Raw genomic sequence first — 19,561 nt, 5'->3', positions numbered from 1 at the left:
CAAAGGATTAATAATAATGATTAGTAAAAGTAGTCATGTGGTGGTTGTTGGTTCAGGATTAATGGGGACGGGCATTGCTCATGCCTTTGCCAGTAGTGGCTTTGTTACAACCGTTGTAGACACAAATTCCCAGGCTTTAGAAAAAGCTATTGCAAATATCCATGCGATTTTTGATGGTGGTGTCAAACTTGGTAAAATCACCGAGGGGGATGCAAGTGCTGCTAAGTCTCGTCTTCATACTGAAACCTCAGTTGAAGAAATTCCTGACAATACTTGTTTATTGGTTGAAACCGTTTCAGAAAACTTATCGGTTAAACAAGCGGTTGTAAAAGTAGCAGAATCTGTGCTGAGTACAGACGCGATTATCGCGACAAACACCTCGGCTCTGAGTGTGACTGAAATAGCCAGTGTTTTGGAGAACCCTGAGCGTGTAATTGGTATGCACTTCTTTAATCCCGTCCATAAAATGAAGCTGGTAGAACTGGTTTTGGGGCTGGCGACAGATGAAGACACGATTGCAATTACCCGTGAATGGTGTAAAGCGCTTAATAAGACCTCGATTCTGGTTAATGAATCTCCGGGGCTAACCACGAGTCGCATGTCGGCGATGCTGGGTAACGAAGCCATGTGGATGCTTCAGGAAGGAACTGCCAGCGCCGAAGATATCGATACCGCTTTGCGTATGGGCTTTAATCATCCTATGGGTCCGTTGGAACTCGGTGATTTGACGGGCTGGGATACCCGCTTGTCAGTATTAAAATACTTGCACTCAACTCTGGGTGAAAAGTTCCGTCCATGCCCATTAATCATCAAAATGGTGGCGGCAGGTCGTTATGGTCGTAAAACCGGCCACGGTGTTTATAAGTACGATGAAGACGGGCAAAAAGTGCCAGGGTCAGGGCTTAAAGGTAGCAACCTGTGAGTGATGTTTATATCGTAGATGCAGTGCGGACACCGGTTGGGCGCTACCGGGGCAGCCTCGCTAATGTGCGAGCAGATCATTTGGGAGCTTATGTTCTGAATGCGTTGCTGGACCGGACCGGTGTCTCTGCTGAACACATTGATGATGTGATTTTTGGTTGTGTAACTCAGGTGGGTGAGCAATCGGCGAATATTGCCCGAACGGCGCTGCTGAGTGCCGGTTGGCCAGAATCGATACCCGGTTTGACCATCGACCGCAAATGCGGATCTGGAGAAGTGGCTGTACACGTCGGTGCCGGTTTAATTGCTGCCGGATCTGCTGATTTGGTGGTTGCCGGTGGCGCAGAGAATATGAGCCGTGTGCGCATGGGAGGGAATCGCGATATACATGGTGAAGCCTTTGGTTGGATGATTGAAGACCGCTTTGAGTTGACTAGCCAAGGGGAAGCTGCAGAACGGTTGGTGGACAAATGGCAGTTGACCCGGACCGAGCTGGATGAGTTTGCAGTGAAAAGTCATCAGCGTGCTGCACGAGCTGCAGCAGAAGGGTATTTCAAGAGCGAAATTGTTCCGATTCCAGTCTGGGACTTACAAGAGAAAAATAATCTCGACGACGTACCGGAACAGTTGTCAGAAGACGAAACCATTCGCGCAGGCAGTAATGTAGAAAAGCTTGCCACATTGCAAAGCAGTTTTCGGGAGGACGGCCGTTTGACGGCTGGAAATTCTTCTCAGATTTCCGACGGGGCGGCGGTGCTATTACTGGCTTCTGAAGAGGCCTGTATAAAGTATCAGCTTAAGCCGCGTGCACGTCTGGTGCAGTTTTTAACGGTAGGCTCGGATCCGACTTTAATGTTGACCGGGCCTATTGCAGCCACTCGCAAGGTGTTGGAAAAAACCGGTTTATCGGTTGACGATATTGACCTGTTTGAAGTCAACGAAGCCTTTGCACCTGTGCCAATGGGCTGGGCCAAAGAGCTAGAGGTTGGTGACGACAAGCTCAATGTGAACGGTGGTGCTATCGCTTTGGGCCATCCTCTTGGCGCCAGTGGCGCGCGTATCATGACTTCGCTACTCAATGAACTGGAGCGACGCGAAGGGCGTTACGCCCTGCAGGCAATATGCTGTGCAGGCGGCATGGGAACGGCAACCTTAATCGAACGTCTTTGAGGCAAGTTTAACATCGAGTACAGATTTTGACAGATTCCCTTACGAACCATAATAAAAGGTGAAATATGCATATTGATTTGAGTAACAAACGCGTCATCGTAACCGGTGCCTCACGTGGTATTGGTAAAGCCATTGCAATGGCTTTTGCTGCCGAAGGTGCACGCGTGGCCATTTGTGCCCGCACTCAATCGGCAGTTTCCGAGGCAGGTGAAGAGCTCGCTCTTAAGGCCAGTGAGGTTATCGCTCGACCTGTCGATGTCACCGATACTGAAGCCGTTAATGCGTTTGTTGCAGAAGTTGCAGAGCGCTGGGGTGGTGTTGATGTACTGGTGAATAATGCCGGTCAAGGTAAGGGCGGCAATCTGGATACGCTTTCACCTGAAGATATTCTGGAACACGCCAATATTTTACAAATGGGCCATTTCCGTTTTACCAAGGCAGTTGTGCCGCATATGCGTGCGCAGCGCTGGGGGCGCATTATTGAGATTAATGCGTTAGCTGGAGTATTCCCAACCCCGGAAGGAATTCCTTCAGTCGTTAACCGGGCTTCCTGCCATGCTCTAAGCAAATCGTTGGGAATGAACCTGGCAAAAGACAATATTCTAGTGAACAGTCTGAATATGGGCTGGGTTGATACCGGCCAGTGGGATCGTCATTACAAAGAAATGGGGCCTGGTGTTACGCGTGAAGAATTTGACGCAATGGCGTTAAAGCCGGTGCCTATCGGCCGCTTTGGAAAACCCGAAGATGTTGCTGGCATGGCGTTATTTTTAGCGAGTGAATACGCCAGCTTTATCAGTGCAGCTTCTATTGATATTGCTGGAGGTATGCAGGGTCAGATCGCTTATTATCCAACTTTAAAACGAGACTTTTCGGAGAGCGTGAAATCTCGGTAAGCCTGCCGAGGTGTCAAACGATAGCTTAGGCTCGTATCGATAAAATATTACATGATGGCTTTGTCGTGAAGCCACATAGCATGAGTGGAGAAAGAGATGTTCGACTTGTTGATGAGCGCCGATATGATGATGGAAGATCCTGACGGTATGGCAGAATTGCTGCACCAGAAATTGGGTATCCACAAGCATGAAAAATGGCGCCAGGCCTTTGATAATCACCCGTATATTGCCCACTTTTTGCGGGTTCATAAATCTTTAGCCGTATCGCCAACCCGAATTGAGCCTCAGTGGCACCTGGACGCACCTAATCCGGGTGACCCCATGTTTCATGACTTTCTCGAAAGTCTGAAAGACTATCAAGGACATCATCGTCCTATGATGACTCACGCGGTAGTGATTACATTGCCACAGGAAAAGTTAAGTGCTTTCATTGATACATTGATGCGCCGCAAACTGCCGTTCCGTATGGCTCAGCGTACTCCGGAAATGCCTTTTGATCGCTTGTGGCTAGGCACCTTGCCTGAGGACCCCAGTTATACACCTGAAGTAGATGGTGGTCTGTGTATAGAAGTGATGGGTACCGAGCCGCTGCAAATGCCGCCAGAAGTTTTTGCTGCTGAACCCACCTTGCCTCGTGATCCCCAGCCTGAAGATATGGTGCGGGTAACTGCTCGGGGCTTTCTGGTGCGGGATTTGGATGATGTGCTATGGCGTCTGTCCACTAATCTGGACTGGGAGCCGGAAAGTGTTGAGCAGCTCAACGGAGAGGGTTACCGTAGGGCACGTATGCCATTTCGGGCAGTGTCCAGCGCCAATCTTGATCTTATTCAGCCGACACGCTGGGATAGCGACGCGGGTTTGTATCTCAATAACTGGGGACCCGGTCTCTATTACATTCGTATTTCTGTGAATAGCCTCTCAGCAAAAGCCGCTGATTTGGAAACTCGTGGCGTCAAGTACACTTGGGTAGACTCTTCTGAGGCCGTTGATGGCCGCGCTCTAATCCGGGTTGATCCTGCAGAGTTGCGTGGTCAGTTGTTCGAGTTTGAGGAGGCCTGAAGTGGATAAGGACGTTCAGGTTTTAAATGCCGCCGTCACTGTGGAAAAAGACCAGCAAGTGGGTTGGGTGGTCTTGACCCGGGCTGAGCAAATTAACGCCATTAATGACGACATTCGCGTTGGCGTGCCACAAGCTTTGCGCTTGCTGGACAGTGATCCGGTCATTCGGACCATTGTGATTCGCGGTGACGGTCCGCGTGGTTTTTGTGCCGGAGCGGATATTAAAGAACAGCGGCCTCAGGAAACCGCCATTGAAATTCGTCAGCGTATGGATGCCAATCGCTGGATTGAAACACTGGATACGATCAACAAGCCGGTAATCGCAGCCATTCACGGCTATTGCATGGGCGGGGGGATGGAGCTGGCCCTGGCCTGTGATATTCGCTTCGCTGCTCCGGATATTGTCATGAGTCTTCCGGAAACTGCTCTGGGCCTGATTCCCGGTGGCGGTGGTACCCAGCGCCTGCCAAGAGTGGTTGGTTATGCCAAAGCAATGGATATGATGTTAACCGGTGAGCGCATCAAGGTAGAAGAGGGAAAAGCTCTGGGACTGGTCACTCGGGTAGCTGAATCTGCTGCAAGTCATCTGGATGAGGTTGCGGCTTTAGCTCAGTTGATTGGCAAGCGTCCGCCTGTAGCCACCCGATATGTTAAACGGGCTGTGCGTGCCAGTGCTGATCTGGAATTGAAGAAAGGCATGGAGCTGGAGCTGGACTTGTTTGCGCTTCTGAAAATCTCTGAAGACGCTAAGGAAGCTGCTTCGGCTTTTAAAGAAAAACGCGAACCGAGTTTTCGTGGCTGCTAGTCTTCAGAGCTTTACGGCAGCTAATTAAGCGAGCTTTAATTATTTTGTAAATAAAAACGGCGCATTTAGAGCCGTTTTTTTTGATTATTTGAGTGGTCCAGAACAAACTTTTACCAATTACATTTTGTTGGAACCCAGTTCAGCAAAAAGCTCACGAGTTGCGGCCAATGAAGGCGTATGGCTACAGAAGCCGCCGTCTACACTCAATGTTGATCCCGTGACAAAGGAGGATTCATCGCTGGCTAAAAACGCCACGGCGTCGGCAATCTGGCGTGGTGTGCCCAATTCCGGTGTCAGGTGGTTTTCACGAATAATATCGAGCAGGCGAGCAGGCATAGAGCCGTGAGCATTTTCGGCGGGCGCCAGACCAATCAAAAGCGCATTGGCACGTACTCCCTGTTTTCCGTATTGAGCCGCGATGGATTTGGCCAACATGATCAGGGCAGCTTTAGACGCTGCATAAGCAGACAGAGTCAAATCACCCATGGTTCCTAGACCTGATGTCGCATTGATCACTGAGCCACGCTGTAATTTGATCATCTCGGGTATGCAGTGTTTGCTGCAGAGCATGGCGCCGCGCAGGTTCACCGCCATCGCTCTATCCCAGGCATCTACGTCCATATTAATAACGTCGAGGTCTCCTTGACGTTGTTCAGCACTCAAAATCGCGGCATTATTATGCAGCACATCAATACGACCAAAGTGCTCGACCACACTGGCAACCATCTGTTTCACAGAGTCCTCTGAAGAAACGTCGGTTTCGATGGCAAAGGCTTTCTGGCCCTGCTCAACAATAGATGCGGCAACGCTTTCGGCTGCGGCCTTATTAATGTCTGCAATCACAACACTGGCGCCATGGGATGCCATAACGCGTGCCGATTCGGCGCCTAATCCGCCTCCTGCACCAGTAACTACAGCGACTTTTCCGGTTAATTTTCCCGTCATCATAGGGCAATTCCTTAATTCTTATTGTCTGTGAATTGAGTATTAAAGTGATTTAATATGCTTTATAAAAATATTCGATCTACATTATAAATTATTAAGTTCATATGGCTTTTAAGTATGAAATTATTGAGACGCTGGAAGGTGTACCACCAACCCGTCCAGCTCTTCTGTCAGATGCAACTGGCATGACAAACGGCTGCTGGAAGTCACCTCCAGGGCACACTCTAAAAGGTCTTGTTCCAGAACTTCGGGAGGGCTGAATTTTGAAGCCCAAGGGGCATCGATATACGTGTGGCAAGTGGCACAAGCACAAGCACCACCGCAGTCGGCATCAATACCGGGGATATTGGCACTTAATGCTGCCTGCATAACAGATTGTTCGGTCTCGGCGCTAATTGTATGCTCAGTACCGTTATGCTCAATAAATTTAATGGTCACCATTGTTTATTCCTCAGCTTTATAAATTGTCGATGTCTAATTGAGGGCCGCGGGTCTTCAAGTTCGCCGGTCCGAAAGTGCCCTGCATACAGCCGCTAAAGTACGGTAATTGACGTTAGATACCAATACGGGTCGTTTGACAGGGGGTAAAGCAGTTGGCAGCTTGCTTTTTACTCATACGAACTCAATTGTTTGACACATATATAAATAGTGTTTAAATTTGAGGCTGATTGTACGGCGTCGACCTGAATATTTTGCGGCCCGCCGTTCTTTTTTCTCCAAGAATAATGAGAATCCTGACATGACCGCTTTGGCAAACCAATTACAGCAACAGCAATTCAAAGGTCAGGGGAACCCGCAAAGCTGGTCCCTTGGTGAACGAGATACCGTTATCGCGGCTTTGGATCGTGCAGTTGCAGCCCACCCACAACGTGTTTTACTGGATTTTGGCGGGGAGCTTTATACCTACGCTCAAGTAGACCACCTGTCGACGTCTATGGCCCATGAGTTGGCTAAGCAGGGAGTCTGTACCGGTCACACTGTCGTCAGCATGCTCGATAATAATATTGATGCAATTGTGGTCTGGCTGGCAGTCAATAAATTGTGTGCAGTGAGTGTTCCAATTAATACGGCCCTGAGGGGAAAGTTTTTGGAGCACCAGATTGTTGATGCTGCTGCGAAAATTGTAATTTGCGAGGCCGAGTATTTAGAGCGAATTAACCAAATTTCCGAAGAATTAAAAGATGTACAGCTGGTGTTGCACCGTGGGGACGCGTCTGCTGGTCTGAATTCAACACTATCTGTTGAGCCACTGGAAGCTTACCGCGGCAATGACGTGACACCTATTACCACGAAGCCAGATCCGGCTGACCTCGCCTGTATTATTTATACTTCTGGAACCACTGGCCCCTCAAAAGGCTGCATGCTCAGTTATAACTTTATGTGCAGTCTTGCCCGGCAGCAGTTGCGTGCGGGTCCTGCTACCGCTCATGACGTTACCATCACGCCACTACCTTTGTTCCATATGAATGCTATTTGTGTCGGTGTAATCTCTAATATTTTGGTGGGTGCCCGAGTGGCAATTATTCCTCGTTTTTCTGTTTCTAATTTCTGGCCGGAAGTCGAACGCTCCGGGGCAACTATTGCTTCTATTCTAGGTGGTATGGGATGGTTGTTGGCGCAGGCTGAAGATAACCCAGCTATGAAAAAGTGTTTTGGTCAGATTCACACCGTGCGCGGGAATCCGTTTACAGAAGAGGCTAAAAAAGTCTGGCGCGAGCGTTTTGGTTCCAAGCAGGTGGGCGGTAATGGTTACGGGTTAACAGAAGCCTGTGTGGTGACATCTTTACCAGGCGGTGAATACGCTGCTCCGGGTTCTTCGGGTAAACGCATTCCGGAGTACGATGTACGCATCGTTGATGATCTTGATCGTGAACTGCCGGCAAATACCCCGGGCGAAGTGGTCGTACGACCCTCTCACCCGGATGTCATGTTTATGGGTTACTGGCGGCGTCCGGAGGAAACTCTCAAGTTAATGCGCAATATGTGGTTTCATACCGGTGATATTGGAAAATTTGACGAAGATGGGTTTTTCTATTTTGTCGACCGTAAGAAAGATTATCTGCGTCGCCGAGGAGAAAATATCTCCAGTTTTGAAATGGAATCAGCTTTTACTCAGCACGAGGCGATTGCTGAGGTTGCTGTTCATGCGGTGCCCTCCGATAAAGGTGAGGATGATGTGAAAGTTACCGCTATCCTGCACCCCGGCAGTACTCTAAGCGCAGAGGAATTATTTCATTGGGCCACGGATGTAGTGCCTTACTACGCATTACCACGTTATATTGAATTCCGACAGGAATTCCCCAAGAATCCGCAAGGCCGGATTCTTAAATATTTATTGCGTGACGAAGGTAAGACAGCCAACACTTGGGATTTGGAAGATACCGATATTCAGGTGAAAAAACGCTGATTTCAGATTAAATCAGAATATTTCATGTTTGGGTTGTTTGAAAAGTCGGAAATTACTCGGACATTCGTCAGTATCGTGAATGTCCGCTCTTCTTCATAAGAATAAAGATAAAAGGGATATCCTTATGTGGGTTCCTGTTGCGATCAGTGATCATGTAACTGCTGATAAGCCCTTAGGGGTTTCAGTGGGAGATCAGGGGCTGGTTTTATTTCGCGATAAATCTTCCCGTATTTGTGTACTGGAAGATCGCTGTCCCCACCGTCGAGTGCCATTATCCTTGGGTAAGATTATCGACGGTAATTTGCGTTGTGCCTATCATGGCTGGACCTTTGAGGGACACGGCGGACAGTGTGTTAAAATCCCCAATTTGGCCGCCAGCGAAAGGCTTTCTCCGAAGCTGCGTGCCGATGCTTTTATCCCGTATGAAAAGAATGGTTTTGTCTATCTTTTAACAGCATCGTCGAGCACTGAGCGGGATGTGTCAGTAAAATTAACACCTCCTGATCTACTCATTATGAATCCTGATTTGGCTGGTGCTCAGCAGCAGAGCGGTCGCGCAGTGATCAGCTGCAGTGTGGATACTTATTTGCGTGCTCTGCTGGATGGGCCACACCTATTGTTATCGCTGGGCGGGGTCTGTATCACGGATTTTTTTCTGGGCGATGTGATGCGTAAAACGCATGAATTGCAACTGGATCGCACAGCCATTTGGAGTCATAAAGCCAAGCCCCATGAACGCAAATGGGGGGTGTCTACCTTAGTGATGCGCACAGAAGTTTACCAAGATCAATCTTCCGCACGAGTACAATTGCTGGATGTTGGTGAGCGGCCTCTGGTAAATATTCTGCTTGCCGTGGTTGCTGGTAAACGCAACACTGTGCAAATTAACTGGCGTTGCTCTTGGTTGAAGAATTATGCTGCCATTGCTCCCTGGTTTGTTCGTTGGCGGATTTCTGGAGGTCATTGTCCATTGCAGTTAAATGATAAAATTGATGGCTCTGCACTTGCCGATTTGTTGCCGGGACCCTCGGTCCATTTGTTGAAAAACGATTCGCTAAAAGTCGACGTGCATAAGAAAAAAGAGCCTAAAAGAGTCTGTTCCACTCCCCCTACTGCTACGGAAGAGAGTCGAATATGAGTGAAGTAGTCAGTCTGGCCAAAGCCGGAAATATTGCAAGAACTCAACGCCAAAAAGACAATTGGACGCCTATGGTTTTTGACTTGCACGATACATGGTTTCCCATTGCCCACTCTACCCATGTGGGCGCCAAACCCGTTCGTCGGGCACTGCATGCGCAGCCCGTTTACGTCTGGCGTGAAGGCGCTAAAGCCTTGGCGGCTGAGTGTCTTCCGGAAGCCCTGAAGTCAGCCGCAACACCTAAGAGTGCGTTTACCTGTGGCACTGGAATTTACCCAACCGTCGAACAATACGGGTATGTGTGGGTCTGGTATGGAAACCCTGACAATAAAGACGTAACTCTGTTACCGCACATACCCTTCTTGCCGAAAGATGGGGTTGGTATTCCTAATTACATGCGCACCTCAGTGCGTTTTGATGGCAATTCATCTCTGTCCGTAGAAAACTTGCTGGATTTAACCCACGCAGACTTTTTGCATGGTGAAGTGATCGGCGGTGAAGGTGAGGCTGAGTCTGACGAGATCAGTTTTGAATATACCTCTGAAACCCTGACTCGGGTTCGTCATGTGGTCGGTAAGCCTGTATCACCCGTTATGCGCTGGTTAGGCGGGGTCAGAGCGAAATATCAGGAATTTCGATCAACGTTGCACGTACATCTGCGCAGTAATGTTTGTATTTCCTACCCACGCTTTCGTCCCGGCTTTGATATTCCCAATATGCAAACCTTTGTACCAAGCGGTCCATTTCGTTCACGGGTTGATCAAACTTTCAGTCTTGGGGCTGCCCCAACACCTTTTCGCCAATTAATGCCACGCATGGCTTATGTGGTAGGTCCGCAGGATAATTTTGTAGTTCGTCCACAAAACCCCTGTTATATGAATTCTGATGATCGGGCAGATCAAAACTCCCGGTTTGATGCGCCAGGTGTACGTTACCGATTTTTAATGAGAAAGCTGTGGGAACGTCAACAAGCCGGAGATTACAGTTATTTGGCTGATGCAGATCCTGGGCAAGATATCAGTGCTTTGTTGGGGATGGATAAATAACGAAACCCTGTATTTTCTTCAGACTGACTGTTCGATAACAGGAACGTTAGCCACCACGACATAGCGTGCTTTCTGTAAAACCTGAAAGTGAACCATCTACATCGGCGGGGATTGGGGTCATCGCTGCAACTGTTTGTAAAAACGGGATTTAATTCAGTATTGTCGGCGTCATTGCTCCGTTCTTCTGGGGTGAGGCTCTGGGATTGGCCTCAATATTGGCTCTGTGGTTGGCTCGTCGCGATTTTGTTGTAACTTAGATGGACAAACGACGAGCCCTCTTTGATCAAATGTCGGGCAATCAAGTTTTGTGTGTGGAACACGTATTTGTAGATGTTTAGTATTTTATAAAAATTGAATGATTTTGAAGGTTATGAGTATATCCATATCTGATATGTCACTGTCGACTGAGACTAAGTTAATTCAGCCGAATTACCCCAATGAACGCTATGCCTGGTATGTGGTGTTCATACTGTTTTTGGTCACCATATTGTCTCAACTGGATCGTCAGTTGCCGACCTTGTTGGTGGAGCCCATTCGGGCTGAATTTGCTATCAGTGATACCCAGTTCAGTTTTCTGCAGGGCTATGCGTTTGCTTTTGTTTATACCCTGGCAGGATTACCGCTTGGGCGACTGGTGGATCGCAAGAGTCGACGCAATTTAATTTTTTACGGGCTAATTTTTTGGAGCTTGATGACGTTTTTGGCTGGGCTGGCGACGAACTACTGGTTGTTGTTTGCGGCTCGTATGGGTGTTGGTGTCGGTGAAGCGGTATTGGCACCAGCAGCTTACTCCTTGATTGCAGATTATGTGGCTCCGGCGCGACGAGGCCGGGCTTTGGGTGTGTATTATATTTCCATTGCGATTGGCTCCGGTGCCTCATTGGTGATTGGGGGCTGGCTATTATCCATAATCCCGGCAGGGGGCATGTTGTTGCCGGGTGTGGGGCATCTGGATGCCTGGCGTTGGATGTTTCTTGTTGCCGGGGCGCCGGGCTTGTTGATGTCGGTGGTACTATTCACTGTTCGAGAGCCCGTCAGACAGGAACAAGCTGATATCAGCCGCACGGAGGCGCAACCCAGTATCCACGATGTGTACCAGTTTATATGCACACAGACGGCGACTTTCTCACGATTATTAGTGTATCCGGCCATACTGGCTATTATTGGTTATGGCAGTCTGGCCTGGGCGCCGGTCCTGTTTACTCGCAAGTTTGAATTGCATATCTCGCATTCGGGCATTCTATTGGGGAGCCTGATCGCCGTTGCTGGAGTTTTGGCTGGGCTGATTAGTGGTTTTCTCAGTGACCGCTGGGTGGCGAAAGGGTATCCGTCCGCGCGTTTTCGAGTCACTTTACTGGGACAGCTATTACTGTTTCCGACGGTTTCCCTTTGGGCTCTTATGCCGACTCCGACCTTGTCGCTGGCGTTCTTGTTTGTGGCCATTCTGGGTTTGTCGATTGCTCAAACTGCGGCACCAGCTGCGATTCAGGAGGTGACGCCTAACCGTATGCGTGGGCAGGTTATCGCTGTTTATCTATTGCTGGGTGGTCTGCTCGGTATTGGCCTGGGGCCGACACTGGTAGCCTTGGTGACCGATTATGTTTTTCATGATGACAATGCCTTGCCGTGGTCTATTGCACTGACCGCGCTACCTGTGTCGCTGTTGGGTGTGTGGTTAACCTGGAGCGGACAAAAACCCTATGCGCTGACGCGACAAGCGTTGGTGTCGACGGAGTCGTAAATAAAGTGAGTGTTGAGTTGATCTCTTGGGGGCACATGCCTCTGGATTGTTTGAGTTTCACTTGAGGTATTTGTTTTTTGAATATCACCAATATAAATATTTGAATTTACGATATGTGAATACTTTTCTAATATCTGTTCAATATTTTAATAATCTACGCTGTTTTAACCCTCATATCTATAAAAGCAGAGCCGCTTTTAATCGCCGATGGTCAATATCACCGTGCGATGGTGGCCGGGAAAAGTTGCACTATGAATTCAGTTGTTAGCTCTCCAGATCAAACAAGTTTGCGCGACGTCACTCTTGAAGACAAATTCAGTTTAGACTCAGGTCAAATCTACACCAGTGGTACCCAGGCGCTTGTACGATTGCCAATGATGCAGAAAACCCGCGATTTGCGTGCCGGGTTTAATACTGCCGGTTATGTGTCGGGTTATCGCGGCTCACCCTTGGGCGGTGTTGATATGGCCCTGTGGGCGGCCAAAAAAGAATTGGCTGCCAAGAATGTGATGTTTCAGCCAGGTATGAACGAGGACTTGGCCGCGACAGCTGTATGGGGGACGCAACAAACTAATCTTTATAACAACGCCCGTTACGATGGCGTGTTTGGTATGTGGTATGGCAAGGGACCTGGAGTGGATCGTTCTGCCGATGTCCTCAAACATGCCAACTCTGCTGGAACCTCGCCTCTGGGCGGTGTCTTAATGTTGGCTGGTGATGACCACGCGGCCAAGTCATCGTCTATTGCGCATCAGTCTGAGCACATTATGATCGCCTGTGGCATCCCCGTGCTCTATCCCTCTAATGTGCAGGAGTATCTGGATTACGGCCTGCATGGCTGGGCGATGAGTCGCTACTCGGGTTTGTGGGCGGGGATGAAATGTGTCACCGATGTGGTGGAATCTTCAGCATCGGTAGAGGTCGACCCGGATCGGGTGCGGATAGTATTACCGGACGAATTTGAGATGCCAGAGGGTGGCCTGAATATCCGCTGGCCCGACACTCCACTGGAGCAAGAACAACGCATGCTCAATTACAAGTGGTATGCGGCACTGGAATACATTCGAGCCAATAAACTGAACCAAGTGGTACTGGACTCACCCAAAGCCCGCTTTGGGATTATGGCCGCAGGTAAGGCATACCTGGATGTGCGTCAGGCGTTGGTGGACTTGGGACTGGATGACGAAACCTGTCGCAACCTGGGTATTCGTATCATGAAAGTGGGCTGTGTGTGGCCATTGGATGCTCGTGATTCCCGCGCTTTTGCTGAAGGTCTGGAAGAGATCCTGGTGGTGGAAGAGAAACGTCAGATTCTTGAATACGCACTGAAGGAAGAGCTTTATAACTGGCGTGATGACGTCCGCCCACGGGTGTACGGTAAATTCGATGAGCGCGATAACGCCGGTGGAGAATGGTCTCAGCCGCGCGGTAACTGGTTGTTGCCAGCCCGCTACGAACTGTCGCCTGCCATCATTGCCAAGGCCATTGCTTCGCGATTGACACGCATGGACCTGGAAGACAGTGTGCGTCGTCGTATTTTGGCGCGCATTGAAGTGATTGAGAGTAAGGAGCAGGCTGCGACTCAAGCGGGCATGCCCATTGAACGCAAGCCCTGGTTCTGTTCAGGCTGTCCTCACAACACTTCCACCAAGGTGCCGGAAGGCTCGCGGGCATTGGCCGGTATTGGCTGTCACTACATGGCCATGTGGATGGATCGCAGCACCGAAACCTTTACTCAAATGGGTGGCGAGGGTGTGAGTTGGCTCGGCCAAATGCACTTTACTGACGACAAGCACGTATTTGTTAACCTCGGTGACGGTACTTATTTCCATTCGGGTATTTTGGCTATTCGCGCAGCCATTGCCGCCAGCGCGAATATCACTTACAAGGTTCTTTTTAACGACGCCGTCGCCATGACGGGAGGACAGCCGGTGGATGGCGTTTTGACGGTCCCCCAGATTGTCGATCAGGTGCGCGCTGAAGGGGCTGCCGAGGTACTGGTGGTTACTGATGAGCCGGAAAAATACGAAACGGATATTCGTGTCAATGCCAAGGTTTATCATAGAGATGAGCTGGAAGCTATCCAATTGCGCTTGCGTGAACAGGATGGCGTGTCGGTGATTGTTTATGATCAAACCTGCGCCACGGAGAAGCGTCGCCGTCGCAAACGTGGTCTCATGGTTGACCCTGACAAGCGCGCTATTATCAACCCAGCCGTGTGTGAAGGCTGTGGTGATTGCTCACAGGCCTCTGGCTGTGTGTCGGTGGAACCGCTGGAAACCGAGCTGGGCACCAAGCGTCAAATCAATCAAAACAGCTGCAATAAGGATTTCTCCTGCGTTAAAGGTTTTTGCCCGAGTTTTGTGACTGTGGAAGGGGGCGAATTGCGCAAGCCGGAGAAAGCGACGGCTGCCACCGATCTGTTTGTATCTCTGCCACAGCCACAAGTGCCGGCTTTGGAAAATTACGGTATTAATGCCACCTGCGGTATTGTGGTTGCGGGCATTGGCGGCACCGGCGTTGTTACGATAGGTGCATTACTGGGCATGGCGGCGCACCTGGAAGGTAAAGGCATTACTGTGCTGGATCAGACCGGTTTGGCACAAAAGGGTGGGGCCGTCATGAGCCACGTGCAGATTGCAGCAACGCCTTGTCAGATTCACGCCACGCGCATTGCCACTGCCGAGGCCAGTGTGCTGATTGGCTGTGACGAAATAGTAACAGCTTCTGCCGATGCCCTGTCCCGGGTGCAGGTGGGACTGACCAAAGGGGTTGTGAATACGGCATTGACGCCAGCGGCGGAATTTCTGTCCGATCCGGATTGGAAGTTTCCCAAAGATGCTGCCGAGACTAACATTGAGCGCGCGTTGAGTGATGCGTGCGATTATATCGACGCCACCGCGATTGCCAGTAAGGTCATGGGGGATAGTATTTTTGCGAACCCTCTGCTGTTGGGGTATGCCTGGCAAAAAGGCTGGATTCCATTGAGTTATGCCGCGCTGATCCGCGCAATTGAACTTAATGGGGTGGCCGTGCCTAAGAATATCCAGGCTTTCGAATGGGGTCGGGTTGCCGCTCACGATAGCAAGTTACTGCCTATCATCGATAAAGACACCCGTGCGGTAACAATTATTGAGCCGGATACGGTCACTTCGGTGACTCAGCGTGGTGTGTCTCTGCTGAGCGCTTATCAGGATGCTGCCTATGCTCAACGTTTCAGCCAGGCCGTAGAAAAAATAGCGACGGTCGAGCAGGGGCTGGGTGTAAAGCGTGGTATGGAATTGACGCTGGCCGTGGCTAAAAACCTGCAAAAACTGATGGCCTACAAGGATGAGTACGAAGTGGCTCGTCTACATGCTTCCAGTGAATTCAAGGATTTACTCAAGCAACAATTTGCCGGTGAGTTGGGGAAAGATTACACCCTCAATTTCCATATGGCACCGCCTCTGTTGTCGAAGAAAGATGCTCAAGGGCATCTGATCAAGCGTCAATTCGGCGCCTGGATGTTGCCGGTATTCTCGGTGTTGGCACGTTTTAAATTCTTACGGGGCACGGCTTTCGATATCTTTGGGAAAACCGATGAGCGTCGTCAGGAGCGAGCCCTGATTGAAGATTACCTGGCTATGGTTGAAGAGTTTAGTGCAACGCTGTCAGTGGATAATTACCCGTCAGCTCTGGCATTGGCGCAGTTGCCTCAAACAATTCGTGGTTACGGGCATGTGAAAGAAGGCAATATGCTGGTTGCGGCTGAAAAACGTGAGCAATTATGGACGTCCTATCGGAAATCTGATTCACGAGATAGAGCATCTTGACGACCGCTGTGGAACTGTGCGATTTATATCGTGAATCAACTACCCACGTGTATATTACCGGCGGCATGACGCAGGTGCTGGTGGTTGAATAAATATAAATTGGGAGAGGAAATGTAATGACTACGCTGAAACAAGCATATGCCGAAATTATTGGCAGCCGTGATGATTTAAGCCGCCCGGGTTTGCTGGATACCCCAAAACGCGCTGCCAAGGCATTTGATTTTATTACGCGAGGTTATGACCAGTCCCTTGAGGAAGTGGTTAATGGCGCGCTGTTCCCTTCAGATAGCAACGAGATGGTTATTGTCAAAGACATTGAGCTTTATTCATTGTGTGAGCACCATGTATTGCCGTTTGTGGGAAAGTGCCACGTAGCGTATTTGCCTTCTGGTCAGGTAATTGGTCTTTCAAAAATTGCACGCATTGTGGATATGTTTGCGCGGCGTCTGCAAATTCAGGAAAATCTCACGACGGAAGTTGCCGAGGCTATCATGAAACTCACCAATGCTCATGGTGTGGGTGTCATCATTGAAGCTCGCCATTTCTGCATGATGATGCGAGGCGTGGAAAAGCAGAACTCTTCTATGAAGACTTCTGCCATGCTTGGGGAGTTTCGTTCTAATCAGGCTACTCGTAGTGAATTTTTAACGTTACTAGGATAATGTTTTAAGCAGAATTCAATTTTTTGTTTTTATATTCAGTAACACACATATAAGAGAGATAATATATGAGTATGAATGGGCGTCGTATCGTTATTACCGGGGCTTTTGGTGCGCTGGGCCGCGGAGTAGTAAGCAGTGCTCTGGAACAGGGTGCCAAAGTGATCGCCATGGATTATGCTCCGGCTGACAGCGCTTTTGATCAGGAAAATCTGGTGCAGCTGGGCGGTGTGGATCTGACCCAGCCTGATGCCGCTCAACAAGCCTTTCAAAAGGCTGCTGACAGTTTCGGCGGATTTGATGGATTGATTAATATTGTTGGTGGTTTTGTCTGGGAAATGTTTGACGGCAGTAATATCGACAGTTGGGAAAAAATGTTCAGCATCAACGTTCGCACTGCGGTGATCTCCTGTCAGTCGGCATTGCCATTCCTGAGCGCTGGCAATCAGGCCAGTATTGTAAACATCAGTGCGAATAGTATTTACAAGTGCGAAACTGGTGTGGCAGCCTACACAGCCTCTAAGGCGGGTGTTGCAAAACTGACGGAATCGCTGGCGGACGAATACAAGGGTAAAGTTCGCGTCAATGCCGTTTTGCCGAGCATTATTGATACCCCGATCAACCGTAAAGATATGCCTGATGCCGATTACAGTACGTGGGTTACCCCCGCGGAACTGGCCAATGTCATCCTGTTCTTAAGCTCTGTTCAAGCCAGTGCTGTAACGGGGGCGCTGGTGCCCGTAGTTGGCAGAGTGTAGTTGGCAATGTAGTCCAGCAGAGCGGTAGGAGCTTGGGCATATGGCCGGGAGGAGGCCGTAGGACTGGTAGCTGGGAGAGTACATCAAGTAGAACGTGTATGGTAAAGTAATGAGCCTGATATCAGCGTATTGCTGAAATCGCTGATGTGCCCTCTGTTTGAAACTATGGCTATTTGGCCAATATGGGGTTCGATGTTAAACATACAGTGTAAACCGATGAGGTATCCTGGTCATGAATTTTGAAACTCCTTATCAACTTCTGGGCGAAGAAGGCATTCGTCAACTGGCGGAAACGTTTTATGATGTGATGGATGAACTGCCAGAAGCGGCGCATATCCGCGCCATGCATTCACGCAGCCTGGTAGATGTTAAGGGGAAGCTAACCGACTACCTGACCGGCTGGATGGGTGGCCCGCCGCGCTATCATGACAAAACCGGCACTGTTTGTTTGACTGAGCCGCACGCCCCGTTTCCTATTGGCCCTGCTGAGCGTGATCAGTGGTTGTTATGTTTTAATGAAGCGCTGGAACGTATAAACGCCAGCGATGAATTGAAAGCCATGCTCAAAGAGCCAGTGTACCGGCTGGCCGATACGGTGCGTAATCGCGATGAGTCCCTGCGTGAGAATACAGACCCCAATATTATTGCCATCAGTTAAATCGACAGCCTGTTGATTTAAATCTGTTGGGCTGTGCATTCGCATGGCACAGCCCACGTCAGTAGTTTCTATCTGTTCAGTTTTTCACGCTATCGCGCAGGTCCTGTTTCCAGTTAAGGCTCGGATCGAAGGACGGCAACAGCCCTGGCTTGGCATTCACCACGTGGGGAATTGCCTGCACACAGGGAATAATCGTGGCGACATAACTGGGCTCCACCTCCATATTACCCATTTTGAAAAACTGCTCATCCGAATGATTGGACACTGAGAAATCCAGGGTCATTTTCAGCGATGGGCGCCCTTCAATAGTGGCCACATAGTACTGTCCGGGATGTACTCCTTCCGGCAGCATGGTGTCACCAACTAGCCAGTGATATTCAATGGTAAACAGAGGTTCTGGGCCTATGCTGTCCACAAAGCCTTGCATGCGGTGAGTGATTCTGCCAACGGTTCCGGCTTTAATTAAAAAGGGCTTGTGGATATCTTCTTTGGCGACAATATAATCGTGACTTTCTACGACCCGATCATAAGTAACACCGAGTACTTTGGCCGCGGTATGGACAATGGATTTGGTGAAGTTGGCCGCCATGGTTTTGGAGACCTCTATTTTCTCCGCGTCCTCGGGCTTTTGGCCAAAACCGATATATTGCAGCGGGCCAGGAGCGGCTTCGCTGCAATCCCAGTTCTCTTGCAGGCGGATGGATTTGACATCAGCACAACCGCCGGTCAGCGCCAACAACACTCGATTGGGAATCAGATCCGGATCAATGCCGCCAGCATAAAAAACGGATTGGCCTTGTTCGCAGGCCGCTTCCAGTTTGGCGATAAATTCAGGTTCCCGGAACAGATGCGCATTCTGGTAGGGTAGAGGGGTCACAATATTTTTTCCGGCGGCCAAAATCTGCAAGATCTCGTCATCGGTGTGATAGGTGCCTTCATCGTGAGCGGTGTACACCACACAGTCACACTCGATCGCCAACAGTTCTTCGATATTGGTACTGACCTTAACGCCTAATGGCTCAATACCAATTAACTCACCGGCATCCATGCCGTGTTTTTTCTTGCTATAGGCTCGTACACCCACCAGTTCAAAGGCGTCTGATTGCGCCATCTCCCAAATGCAAATTGACCCCATTCGGCCGGGACCCCAGACAATGATTTTGTATGGCTTTTTCATAGATGTTTGCATAGACAGATCCTTACTGAGGTTATTATTGATGTTATGGGTGTTGATGGTTTTGTTGCGGCCAAGCACTTATTTTATGGCTTTTTACTGGAGGCGACTGAGTCACCAGTCGAGTGCGTTACCATTATTTTTTGTTTGCTCGGAAAAGTTTTTCCCATGGTGAAAGGTGAGGTAGCCTATCACAAGGTAATTTGTTTGACAGAGGGACAAATAGTCTTGCTTATCGAACCCCGTGTTAAGCGCACAGACGTGGTAAGGTCCTGTAGTAATATATCTATAGCTATATATCTGTAGTGATATAAAAACAGTTATACACGAAAAGTTATCTACACAAGTGACTGACAACTCTGCAACTCTGCA

16 protein-coding genes are annotated in these 19,561 nt (G+C 49.4%); 13 read left to right on the top strand and 3 right to left on the bottom strand.

Annotated features, from left to right (window positions below; genetic code table 11):
• Positions 1–16 precede the first annotated feature (16 nt).
• The 5 genes from G8770_RS14165 to G8770_RS14145 all read left to right on the top strand — a co-directional run bounded on the left by G8770_RS14165 (position 17) and on the right by G8770_RS14145 (position 4,851).
• Positions 17–922: a 3-hydroxyacyl-CoA dehydrogenase gene (locus tag G8770_RS14165; protein WP_167187972.1), complete on the top strand. Its 906-nt coding sequence runs from the start codon at positions 17–19 to the stop codon at positions 920–922.
• The gene (locus G8770_RS14160) at positions 919–2,091 is read left to right on the top strand and encodes an acetyl-CoA C-acyltransferase (RefSeq protein WP_167187969.1); all 1,173 of its coding nucleotides are present in this window, start codon (positions 919–921) and stop codon (positions 2,089–2,091) included. Before G8770_RS14165 ends, G8770_RS14160 begins: the two co-directional genes overlap by 4 nt.
• A 65-nt stretch (positions 2,092–2,156) precedes the next feature.
• Positions 2,157–2,987, top strand: coding sequence for an SDR family oxidoreductase (locus G8770_RS14155; RefSeq protein ID WP_167187966.1), 831 nt, complete (start codon positions 2,157–2,159; stop codon positions 2,985–2,987).
• A gap of 96 nt (positions 2,988–3,083) precedes the next feature.
• A complete protein-coding gene (locus G8770_RS14150; protein WP_167187964.1) occupies positions 3,084–4,046 on the top strand; it encodes a VOC family protein in 963 nt (320 codons plus the stop codon).
• Position 4,047: 1 nt separating this feature from the next.
• The gene (locus G8770_RS14145; RefSeq protein ID WP_341771152.1) at positions 4,048–4,851 is read left to right on the top strand and encodes an enoyl-CoA hydratase/isomerase family protein; all 804 of its coding nucleotides are present in this window, start codon (positions 4,048–4,050) and stop codon (positions 4,849–4,851) included.
• A 117-nt stretch (positions 4,852–4,968) separates the two neighbouring features.
• Here the strand turns inward: G8770_RS14145 and G8770_RS14140 are convergent, their stop codons facing one another.
• On the bottom strand, positions 4,969–5,799 hold the full coding sequence (locus tag G8770_RS14140) for an SDR family NAD(P)-dependent oxidoreductase (RefSeq protein ID WP_167187961.1): 831 nt from the start codon (positions 5,797–5,799) through the stop codon (positions 4,969–4,971).
• Positions 5,800–5,919: 120 nt separating this feature from the next.
• Entirely contained in the window at positions 5,920–6,237 is a 318-nt protein-coding gene (locus G8770_RS14135; protein ID WP_167187959.1) for a 2Fe-2S iron-sulfur cluster-binding protein, read from the bottom strand.
• A gap of 298 nt (positions 6,238–6,535) precedes the next feature.
• On the opposite strand from G8770_RS14135, the gene G8770_RS14130 reads away from it, so the two are divergent.
• The 8 genes from G8770_RS14130 to G8770_RS14095 all read left to right on the top strand — a co-directional run bounded on the left by G8770_RS14130 (position 6,536) and on the right by G8770_RS14095 (position 18,015).
• Positions 6,536–8,203, top strand: coding sequence for an ATP-dependent acyl-CoA ligase (locus G8770_RS14130; protein WP_167187957.1), 1,668 nt, complete (start codon positions 6,536–6,538; stop codon positions 8,201–8,203).
• A 79-nt stretch (positions 8,204–8,282) separates the two neighbouring features.
• The gene (locus G8770_RS14125) at positions 8,283–9,341 is read left to right on the top strand and encodes a Rieske 2Fe-2S domain-containing protein (RefSeq protein WP_167187955.1); all 1,059 of its coding nucleotides are present in this window, start codon (positions 8,283–8,285) and stop codon (positions 9,339–9,341) included.
• Positions 9,338–10,387: an oxygenase gene (locus G8770_RS14120; RefSeq protein WP_167187953.1), complete on the top strand. Its 1,050-nt coding sequence runs from the start codon at positions 9,338–9,340 to the stop codon at positions 10,385–10,387. The genes G8770_RS14125 and G8770_RS14120 overlap by 4 nt, the downstream gene beginning before the upstream one ends.
• Before the next feature lie 370 nt (positions 10,388–10,757).
• A complete protein-coding gene (locus G8770_RS14115; RefSeq protein WP_208022271.1) occupies positions 10,758–12,128 on the top strand; it encodes a spinster family MFS transporter in 1,371 nt (456 codons plus the stop codon).
• A gap of 251 nt (positions 12,129–12,379) precedes the next feature.
• Complete coding sequence (locus G8770_RS14110; protein WP_167187951.1) at positions 12,380–15,940, top strand: indolepyruvate ferredoxin oxidoreductase family protein; 3,561 nt, start codon at positions 12,380–12,382, stop codon at positions 15,938–15,940.
• Positions 15,941–16,056: 116 nt separating this feature from the next.
• Positions 16,057–16,602 (top strand): GTP cyclohydrolase I FolE, encoded by a 546-nt coding sequence (gene folE, locus G8770_RS14105; protein WP_208022270.1) that lies wholly within the window; start codon positions 16,057–16,059, stop codon positions 16,600–16,602.
• Positions 16,603–16,667: 65 nt separating this feature from the next.
• Positions 16,668–17,357 carry an SDR family NAD(P)-dependent oxidoreductase gene (locus tag G8770_RS14100; RefSeq protein ID WP_167187949.1) on the top strand — a complete coding sequence of 230 codons (690 nt, stop codon included), beginning with the start codon at positions 16,668–16,670 and terminating at the stop codon, positions 17,355–17,357.
• A gap of 232 nt (positions 17,358–17,589) precedes the next feature.
• Positions 17,590–18,015, top strand: a complete 426-nt coding sequence (locus G8770_RS14095; RefSeq protein WP_167187947.1) for a group II truncated hemoglobin — start codon at positions 17,590–17,592, stop codon at positions 18,013–18,015.
• A 76-nt stretch (positions 18,016–18,091) separates the two neighbouring features.
• Here the strand turns inward: G8770_RS14095 and G8770_RS14090 are convergent, their stop codons facing one another.
• Complete coding sequence (locus tag G8770_RS14090; RefSeq protein ID WP_208022269.1) at positions 18,092–19,204, bottom strand: NAD(P)H-dependent amine dehydrogenase family protein; 1,113 nt, start codon at positions 19,202–19,204, stop codon at positions 18,092–18,094.
• Positions 19,205–19,561 lie beyond the last annotated feature (357 nt).

Origin of the sequence: Pseudomaricurvus hydrocarbonicus (assembly GCF_011602365.1) — a bacterium.
In the GTDB taxonomy this organism is placed as follows: Bacteria; Pseudomonadota; Gammaproteobacteria; order Pseudomonadales; family Cellvibrionaceae; genus Pseudomaricurvus; species Pseudomaricurvus hydrocarbonicus.
Note: the sequence above shows the minus strand (reverse complement) of the source record. Positions and strands in the feature narration are given on the sequence as shown.